The organism is Maritimibacter harenae, from assembly GCF_009882975.1.
GTDB classification, from domain to species: Bacteria; Pseudomonadota; Alphaproteobacteria; order Rhodobacterales; family Rhodobacteraceae; genus Maritimibacter; species Maritimibacter harenae.
In genome coordinates, this window is record NZ_WTUX01000009.1 from 18,412 (window position 1) to 27,566 (window position 9,155).

Here is a 9,155-nt window from a genome sequence, read left to right on the forward strand (position 1 = left end):
TCGGTGGATTCAGCGAAGCAGTGGTCCGCTGCGAAAGATTGCGTGCTGGGTCGCTACTTCAAAGAGCTCCCCTGCGCATGCCGCAGGCGAATTCCAAACATCCTACGTCATCTTTTTTTTATGGATAATGGGATAGGATCCCGAGCGATCTCAGAAACGCAGTCTCGGTCTGAATTCTAAAGCGCCATTGCATTTTGGTGTGGTTTGAATTGGAAAGCCATGACCCGGGCGGCAACATGTCCTTATCCACCGTTGATGAGCTTGTCGGCGTCAGTAATGACGTGGTTTTTTTGTCACCTTGTTCTGAATGCTCTCACCGAACGAGTAGGATCGGCACCTTGCAGGCGCGGATCATTTCGAGACTGGTCGAACCCACGAAGAGCGATCGCAACCGGGAGTGGCCGGACGCGCCCATGACCAGGTGATCGAACCTCGCCTCCTCGATGAGTTTGCCGAGAGCCTCCTCTGGCTGGCCCGGCAGGATGCCGGTCTCCGCTTGTAGCCCGGCGGCGGACAGCATCGCTTTCGCATCTTCGAGCCCTTTCTGCATAGCGTCCGTGGCGGTCCCGACCGTGACGATCTTGATGTCGAGTTTCACGTAGAGCGGCGAGCGCGCCACGTAATCCACGGCGCGCATGGCGCTGGCGCTTCCATCATAGGCAATGAGCAGCTTCTCTATGGGGCGAAAGGCCCGGGACGCGATGAAAAGAGGCTTTGATGCGGTGCGCATGACGCGCTCGAGGTTCGAGCCCAGGTGGCCTTTGGCAAAGTTGGCGGCCTCGCCGCGCTTGCCGACCAGGACCATTTCGGCATCCCCTTCCGTCTCGGAGATTGCCTCAACCAGATCCCCGTGGCGCAGGTGCTCAGTCGCCCGGATGCCAGTATCTTCGAGGAGCGCCCTGGCGTCTTCGAGGATAGCGCGGCCGCGCGTGAGCGATAGTTTCGCGCGCTGCTCGTCGAGATTGGATAGCTCTTCCAGCAGGGCACTCCGAGCGCCCAGAGAAATCGCTCCGGACAGGTCGGACCCTGCGCCACCCTCGCGTCGGCCGAGGACATGCATCAGCTCGACGGTGTAAGCGCCGCGCCCTGCGATCCAGGCCGCGTGATCGCAGACGCTCTTGGAATAGGCGGAGCCGTCCACCAGGGCGATGATCTTCTTGGTCATGACGTGTCCTCCCTCAATGCGCCATCAGCTTGTCCATAGCGCCAGGCTCGTCGTGGACGGCCAGCCTGTCGACGATCGTCTTCGACGCCTCGTTCATGCCGACGATCTCGACCTCGGACCCGTCCCTGCGGAACTTGAGCACGGCCATGTCGAGCGCGGCAATCGAGGAGATGTCCCAGATATGCGCATGGCCCACGTCGATCACGACCCGTTCGGTAGCCTCCTTGAAATCGAAGGCGTCCATGAAATCCTCGGCCGAGGCAAAGAAGAGCTGCCCTTCGATGTGATAGGTGCGCACGCGCCCATCGTCTGACAGGGATGACGTGACCCGAAAGAGTTGCGCGATCTTGCCGGCAAAGAACAGGCCGGACAGCAGCACACCAACGAGCACGCCAATGGCGAGGTTGTGTGTGTAGACCACAACGGCGACCGTCGCGAGCATTACGATGGACGAGGATCGCGGGTGCGTCTTGAGCTGTTTGATCGAGGACCACGAGAAGGTGCCGATCGAGACCATGATCATGATCGCCACGAGCGCCGCCATCGGGATCTGCGCAACGACGTCCCCGAGGACGACCACCATGAAGAGGAGGAAAACCCCGGCGGAAAAACACGACAACCGCCCGCGGCCACCGGATTTGATGTTGATGATGGACTGACCGATCATCGCGCACCCGGCCATGCCGCCCATGAACCCTGTTGCTGTGTTAGCGAGACCCTGGCCGATGCATTCCTGATTGCGATCTGACTTGGTGTCGGTCAGGTCGTCGACGATGTTCTCGGTCATTAGGCTTTCCAGCAGGCCGACAACCGCAACGGCCATTGCGTAGGGCAGAATGATCGTCAGTGCCTCGAGGTTAAGCGGGATATCGGGGATGAGAAACACCGGCAATGTGTCGGGCAAAGCGCCCATGTCGCCGACCGTCCGCACCTCCCAGCCCATGACCAAAACCACCGCTGTCAGGACGACGATTGTCACCAGCGGCGATGGCACGGCACGTGTCAAAAATGGGAAAAGGTAGATGATCGCGAGCCCGGCAGCGACGAGCGGATAGGTCAGCCAAGGCACACCGGTCAGCTCGGGGATCTGCGCCATGAAGATCAGGATCGCGAGTGCATTCACGAACCCCGTCATCACCGAGCGCGAAACGAAGCGCATGAGGTGTCCAAGTCGCGCAAAGCCGGCCGCGACCTGGATGAGCCCGGCGAGCACTGTGGTTGCCAGCAGGTATTCGAGACCATGATCGGCAACCAGCGTCACCATCAGCACGGCGGTTGCCGCCGTCGCGGCCGAGATCATACCGGGTCGACCACCGGCGATTGCGGTGACGACGGCGATCGAGAACGAGGCATAGAGGCCCACCTTGGGATCCACGCCGGCAATGATGGAGAAGGCAATCGCTTCAGGGATAAGAGCGAGTGCGACGACGATGCCTGACAGCAGATCGCCGCGCACGTTACCGAGCCATTGGCGTCGGTAGGCGTCAAGGTTCATGTTCAAGATGTCCCGTTCCTGTCCGGTCCGGCGGCGACGCCGCACCGGTCATCTTTATAGATAGTCTTGGTTGGCCCGGCGGATCGGCGGCCGGGAGAGCCACCCAGGGAATTCCACCCCAGGTCCAGATGATCAGGATGCCGTATAGCGGCAGGCGAGGCGACGAACAAGCTCCTGTGCCGGAGATGAGAAGGTCCGCCGGCTCGCCACGCCACCCCAGTTCATCCACCGTGGCAACTGCGCCCTGATCGCCACCCTGTTCCGCGACGGAGTAGTTCATATCTGCCACACCACGCGGGGATTGTCCCGCTCGCGACGAATTATCGTTTGCCGCCCCACATTTGCCTGAATCCCAAGCAATAGGGGTGGTTAACTACCTGTTACATTGAGCAGCCGTCATGAACCGCACCCAGTCCTCGCAACCGCGCATCTTCAATGCCCTTCTGGGCAGCGCTGCGATCGCCTTTGTCCTGATCGCTATCGTTCTTGCGGTTCCGACCAAGAGCAAGCTGGAGAACCTGGAGTTCCAGGCCCAGTCGAGAGCTGCGCAACATGCGGCGAATTCGATGAAGGTCTCGGTGTCTGCGCTTCTTGCGCGTGAGTGGCAAAGCCTCGGCAGCTTCAGCGAGCTGGTGGACGTCAAAGACCATGATTCCGCACGACGGGTCACCAACGCTGCCCAAAGGGCATCACCAGGCATCCTCTGGGCGGGTGTGGCCGGTCTTGATGGCGTCGTAATTGCCGGGACCGACGGCGTTCGCGAAGGTGAAGATGTCATTGAGCGAAAGTGGTTCCAAGTCGGCCTGCATGGACGCCGCATCGGGAACGTTTACGCGCCACACGACTCTCGCAGATCGGACGGAGAAGATCGTCGCTTCAACATGTCGCGGCCAATTCTTGACGCAGCAGGCAGGACCGTTGGTGTTGCGGTCTATACCATTCGGTTCGATTGGATCGCGACGCACCTTGCAGAAAGTGCCCGGGCTCTGGACGTGGAACTGGCCGTGCTCGACCAAAAGGGCAACCCCTTGCTCGCGTTTGAAGGATTTGAAGACGACCCGGTTGCGACCGAGCTCGCGGGCTTTTCCTACTTGGGGGCGGAACGCGCGGCGCGGAGCACGTCCCGGAAATCGAACCACGTGGGTGCCTATGTTCCCGCTCTTGTCGAAGGGGATGTCCCTGAGTTTGGCTGGAGCATGATCGTGAGGCTCCCCGCCATCCCACCGGACAGTATCCTCGGCGTCGCGTGGAACTCGCTCTTGGTGATCGGGCTGGGCGCTTTCCTAATCATTGGCGTCGTCGCCTATCTCTTTGCCGCTCACTTCCTGAGACCGCTCATCGCGCTCATAGACACGGCCGACGACATCGCGAGCGGTCGGGAAGCCTACCCGGAGGAATCTGACAGTTCACATGAGGCGATGGTGCTGTCCCGCGCCCTTGCAAGGGTGCAAACCACCATTCAGGGACTGAGGTTCAACGCAACAGAAATGTGAGCGCGGGGGTATCGAGACAACCAGCAAGTGCGTGTATTGCACCGCTCGCTCGCCCTCGGCCAAAAAAATTGCCCCGGCGCGCCGTAGGGGAACGCACCGGGGCGGGAGGACTTGGGTCAGCCCAACCTTTCTTCAGGGACTCAAGTTAGCCATTAATTGCGAATGTTGGCAATACCTTTGGTCGCACGCCTAGCTTGCTCTATAATGGGTAGCGTCGCGACCTGACACTGACCCGCCACTGGTCTTTCATCCAACTGCGACCTGAGCCCTTGTTGGTCCTGTCCGACCCCGAACCCGAACCTTCTGCCGCTCTTGGCGAGAGTTTTCGGACTACGATCAGGGTGACAGGCTGGTTGTGTCCCCGATTTCGTCAGCGTGATCGGGACCTTGTTGCCGATCGCGCTGTGTGTGGCCGCAATGTTTTTCAATTTGGCGCGACGCTCGACTGACCTCACTCCGCTGTCTATTCTTCCGCCGCGGGCGACGCTGCATTGCCCTCTAAGAGGGCTTCAGCCTCTATGCCGCGCATCTTAGCGCTCGTGCGCACCGCGTGCTGAAGAGCTCTGCTGCGGCCCAACAAGCGTCGAAAGCGCACCTCATCCAATTCAAGCAACGTAGAGGGGGCGATGGCACGAACCTCGGCACGGCGCGCTTTCGTCAACAGGATCGCCAGCTGCCCAAACATCTCGCCGCGGCCCAGACGCCAAGTCTGCCCCCCTGCCTCGAGTTCAACCGCACCGGACGCAATGAAGAAGACACTCTTCGCGGCAACATCCTTGCGAACTATGACATCACCTGCATTGGCATAGCGCGTCTTCAGAACACGAGCCAGCCGCCTCAGAGACCTGTCATCGACGTCCGCAAAAAGCGGAAACTGCCGGACCAGCTCACTTCGGCGGAGATTGATGTCGAGGCGCGGCCTCTCCGCTGCGGCCGCACGTCGGGCATTCAGGTCTTGGATCAGCGAAGTGTAGACTTCGGCGCCAATCAGACCGTCATCACGCATTGCGGTGTATTCTCGTTCCTCCAGTCGGAGGCCGGTGCGGCGGATGAAACGCCGCTCCAATTCCTCAGCATAACCGGGGTATTGGAGCCGAAGCCCCTCCAAAGCCGTTTCCACAGCTTCGATCCGTCGCGCAAGCAAGTCGTGCAGAAGGTTCGCGACACGACGTCCATGGATCCGCCGAATCCGGCTGTCGATGAAGGTGCCAAGATCACGCAGGATTAGGCGGTGCGATAGTAGGAGTTCAAATCTATCCGCAGTAATGCGCGCGAGTGGCGCAGACAGTTGAAAGCGCCGATGCAACGTCGCAGCAATTCGAAAGGGCCGCCCATAGGCGACGCTGCGCCGTGCCGCACTCTGGTAACCACTGCGACCCTGGCTGCGTGCACCTTCGATCATTCGATCGGCATCTGACAAGATCTGCTCGGCCATTCTGGCTGAGATCGTCCTTTCCCGCATCCTTGAGAGGATGGTGTCGCGTTCGTGGCCGGCCAAAGCGATCAACCCAAGCGTCACGCGGTCGCGGTCGAGGATATTGGCGCTGTCTTCTGCCGACTTCACCGCCAACTCGAGCCGCTCACCGAAGCGCTTGGCCTCCGAACGAACGGTTTCGTGATTCAGCTCGTAGTTCTCGGTCGTGCGCGCCACATCCTCACGCACCGTCTGTAAAGCTACGGCGACTACCTGCCGTGACAACGCTTCGTCGATGGGCGAGAGCCGGTCCAGCCCGAGCCGCCCTATGAGCCATCGAAGGGTCGTGCCTTGACCGATCAATGTAAAGAGCGTGAAGCCAGTGGCGAGAATGCCCACGACGCGTTGGATTCCATCCGGCACGCGGAAGCTTTCGGTGACGGCAAGAGCCAGCGCCAAGGTTACCGCACCTCTGAGGCCACCCCACAAAATAGCGATCCGATAGGGCCGCTCCACGGCCGGCGAAAGCTTCAATGTGGTGAGCAGCGGCATCAAGCCGAACAATATCACTGCACGGGCCGCAATGGCGGCTACGATCACGACTCCGACCAGGACAAAGTCCTCGCCGCGGACCTCTTCGAGAAGCCGAGGAATGAGTAGGGCTGCCAAGATGAAAATGAGCGCCCCGGCCCAGTGCGCCAAGACACCCCAGAGCTCTCGTAGATTTGCCCAGGTCTGGGGCGGAAGGCGCCCCGGCGCGGTCAGGTTGAGCGTCAATCCCGCGATAACGACCGCGATGACCCCCGAAGCGCCGATGCTCTGCTCCGCAACTATATAGGCCAAGTAAGGCAGTGCGACGGAGATCGAGGTTTGCGCAAGCTCGTGCCGGTTGAAGCGTGCCATCATCCAGATGGCGCCTCGCGCAGCCAGCCAACCCGAGATGGCCCCACCTGCGATCAAGATTGGGAAGCGGGCCAAAGCACCTTCAAGGCTCGGATCGGGCACGCCAAGCATCACGAAACCCATGAACAGGCCGAAGAGGGCAATCGCCGCCGCGTCGTTCAGTAGACTTTCACCCTCAATGATCCGCGCAAGCCTACGTGGTGCTGAAATAGAGCGGAAGATGGAGACCACTGCGGATGGATCTGTCGTGGACACGATCGCACCGATCAGCAGGCAGGCCGCCAGGGGAAGCGCACTGGCCCATGACAGAGCATAACCAACGCTGAGCGTCGCAACGACGACGGCCACGACCGCAAGCACAAGGATCGGGACCCAGTCATCCAGCATACGGCGCAAGTTCATCCCCAAGGTCGCTTGGAAGAGCAAGGTCGGAAGGAATACGTATAGGAACACATTGGAACGAATTGGCAGCCCCAGAATCGCCTCTGACACGGGGTTCAGCGCATCCGTCAGCTCTGTTCTAAGGAAGAACAATGCTCCGGCACCAATCAGCACACCGAGCGCAGCCAGGATCACGCTGTATGGCAGGCGCAGTTTCGCAGCGAGCGGTTCAGCCGCGGCTATCACGACGAACAAGCAAGCAATGACAGTGGTCAGAAGAACGATGTCCATGCACAGGAAGTATACGGAATTGCGAGTCGCTGGAATTGGAAATTCCCTAGGAAATGCTCGCCAGTTGCCGCTGTTGCGAGCATCCACTGTTTGTTTTCATCGAAATAGCCTTGACCAATTTTCTGCCTGATGCATGAATATGTCAATGGTGCATCCCATCGATCAACACGTTGGCCGTCGGATACGGGAGGAGCGACTGCGGGCCGGAATGACGCAGAGTAAGCTTGCGGAATTCATCGGTGTGCGTTTTCAACAAGTGCAAAAGTATGAAAGCGCAGCTAGCCGGATTTCTGCATCCCGTTTGTGTTTGATCGCCGACGCACTGGACCGTCCCGTTTCCGCGTTTTTCCCTGGACACCATTCCGCCCCGGTTGCATCGCACGAACAACATAAACCGACAAGTGACCCTCAATTCATCGAACGGATCGAGCGCTTAAGTGAATCCGAAAAGGATATTGTGGTCCGTCTGATCGATAATATGTCACATTGGTGATATTCTGGGTCGGACTGGCAGTTGTATGGCCACAGCCCGCCTAGAAACTGTATCTGTCCGGTGGCCTGGTCGGCCCATTTCTGACGGTTTTTGCAGAGCGCGTTCGCAATCGTGACGAGCTTGCGTGCGACGGCTGTGATGACAACTTCGTGTGGCTTTCCCGCGGCTCGCAGGCGGTCAGCGAAGGTTTTCAGGATCGGGTTATGGTGGCTGGCGACGAGGGTCGCCTGGAACATTACGTGTCGCAGCTGGCGCCGTCTTCCTCCAATGGCGCGCTTGCCGCTCATGGAGCCGCTGTCTTGTGCGTTTGGGGCCAGACCCGCGAGCACGGCGGCCTGCTCACCGGAGAGCTGGCCGAGTTCGGGCATCTCGGCGATCAGCATAGTGCTGTCGACGGGGCCGATCCCGGGAACGGAACGCAGGACACCGGCAATCGCAGCCAGGTCATCATCCGAGGCCATTGTCTGCTCGATCCGAACGTTCAGCTCTGCAATCTGGCGATCGAGAAGGTCTTTCAACTCGGCGTCCATGACATCGAACATATCCGGCGATTCCAGCTTCCCGTGCGCTTTGATCTGCGCCAGAAGCCGTTTACGTGTTTCGACGAGCTGTTTGCGCTTTGATGTCAACGCCCTGAGATGGCGAATCTTTTCATGTGGCAGCACACGTCCCGCAACCGGCCGGAAGGCCATGAAGCGCGCAATGAGTTCCGCGTCGATCCGGTCGGTCTTGGCGCGTGTGCCCCGGCTCGCGGCGAAGGCCTTGATCTGGGTGGGCGGCAATTGCCGGGTCGCAATCCCAGCAGCGTCAAGGGCGGACCACAGACGCCATTCCTGTCCACCAGTGGCCTCGAAGCAAGCCAGCGCGCCCGGTTCACAAGCGAGTTGAGCGACTTGTTTGTGCCCTTCAACCTTGTTCGGCAGCCGCGCACGCTTGCCTTCTGGCTGACAGTAAATATCCAACCAATCGCGGCTGACGTCTATGCAAATGTGAGCTACTCCTCATCTCTTGGGCAGGATCTGGCGTAAATTAAGCTACTCTTTGCACCTGCTGATCGGGTTGGTTGATATCATTTCTCTGCCAATAGACCAGCGCCAGTGGTTTGCCGCCCAATGCTGAATGTGGGCGCTGGTGGTTGTAGAAGGTCATCCATTTCCGGATGGCCGCCTTTGTCTCTAATCCTGTCTCCCAGGCATGCAGGTAGACGCATTCGTATTTCAGGGTGCGCCACAGCCGCTCGATGAAGATGTTGTCGAGGAATCGGCCTTTCCCATCCANCAGGACAGAACCTTGCGGGTGTGCCAGTCCATGATCGCCACGAGGTAGAGGAACCCACGCCGCATGGGCAGGTAGGTGATGTCCGAGCACCAGACCTGGTTCGGACAATCCACGCGCAGCCCTTTCATAAGGTAAGGATAGGTCTTGTGTCTGAACCGCCCCGGATTTGCCGGAGGCCGTTTGGTTTAAGCTACGCGGCCATGGATTCAGTTTCCAGAGCTGCGTAGAAGTTGGCTTCGGCC

6 protein-coding genes, 2 pseudogenes and 1 other annotated feature are annotated in these 9,155 nt (G+C 59.6%); of the genes and pseudogenes, 2 read left to right on the forward strand and 6 right to left on the reverse strand.

Annotated features, from left to right (window positions below; all coding sequences use genetic code 11):
* Positions 1 to 313 precede the first annotated feature (313 nt).
* From GQE99_RS04220 to GQE99_RS04230, 3 genes are all read right to left on the reverse strand, one after another.
* A complete protein-coding gene (locus GQE99_RS04220) occupies positions 314 to 1,165 on the reverse strand; it encodes a universal stress protein (RefSeq protein WP_161350337.1) in 852 nt (283 codons plus the stop codon).
* Positions 1,166 to 1,178: 13 nt separating this feature from the next.
* Complete coding sequence (locus tag GQE99_RS04225; protein WP_161350338.1) at positions 1,179 to 2,660, reverse strand: SulP family inorganic anion transporter; 1,482 nt, start codon at positions 2,658 to 2,660, stop codon at positions 1,179 to 1,181.
* Positions 2,650 to 2,940: a hypothetical protein gene (locus tag GQE99_RS04230; protein ID WP_161350339.1), complete on the reverse strand. Its 291-nt coding sequence runs from the start codon at positions 2,938 to 2,940 to the stop codon at positions 2,650 to 2,652. Before GQE99_RS04230 ends, GQE99_RS04225 begins: the two co-directional genes overlap by 11 nt.
* Positions 2,730 to 2,789: a sequence feature (sul1 is cis-regulatory element that is thought to sense ions involved in sulfur or methionine metabolism; They are found in Alphaproteobacteria), on the reverse strand. It overlaps the preceding gene by 60 nt.
* A gap of 118 nt (positions 2,941 to 3,058) precedes the next feature.
* On the opposite strand from GQE99_RS04230, the gene GQE99_RS04235 reads away from it, so the two are divergent.
* Positions 3,059 to 4,153: a cache domain-containing protein gene (locus GQE99_RS04235; protein WP_161350340.1), complete on the forward strand. Its 1,095-nt coding sequence runs from the start codon at positions 3,059 to 3,061 to the stop codon at positions 4,151 to 4,153.
* A gap of 463 nt (positions 4,154 to 4,616) precedes the next feature.
* Here GQE99_RS04235 and GQE99_RS04240 read toward each other — a convergent pair whose 3' ends face one another.
* The gene (locus GQE99_RS04240; protein ID WP_161350341.1) at positions 4,617 to 7,142 is read right to left on the reverse strand and encodes a cation:proton antiporter; all 2,526 of its coding nucleotides are present in this window, start codon (positions 7,140 to 7,142) and stop codon (positions 4,617 to 4,619) included.
* A 145-nt stretch (positions 7,143 to 7,287) separates the two neighbouring features.
* Between GQE99_RS04240 and GQE99_RS21485 the strand changes: the two are divergent.
* Positions 7,288 to 7,497, forward strand: a pseudogene (locus tag GQE99_RS21485) (helix-turn-helix domain-containing protein); the annotation flags it as partial.
* A 53-nt stretch (positions 7,498 to 7,550) separates the two neighbouring features.
* On the opposite strand, the gene GQE99_RS04250 reads toward GQE99_RS21485, so the two are convergent.
* Both GQE99_RS04250 and GQE99_RS04255 read right to left on the reverse strand, forming a co-directional pair.
* Positions 7,551 to 8,624: an IS110 family RNA-guided transposase gene (locus GQE99_RS04250; RefSeq protein ID WP_328794047.1), complete on the reverse strand. Its 1,074-nt coding sequence runs from the start codon at positions 8,622 to 8,624 to the stop codon at positions 7,551 to 7,553.
* Between the two features lie 40 nt (positions 8,625 to 8,664).
* Positions 8,665 to 9,095: pseudogene (locus tag GQE99_RS04255) on the reverse strand (integrase core domain-containing protein); the annotation flags it as partial.
* Positions 9,096 to 9,155 lie beyond the last annotated feature (60 nt).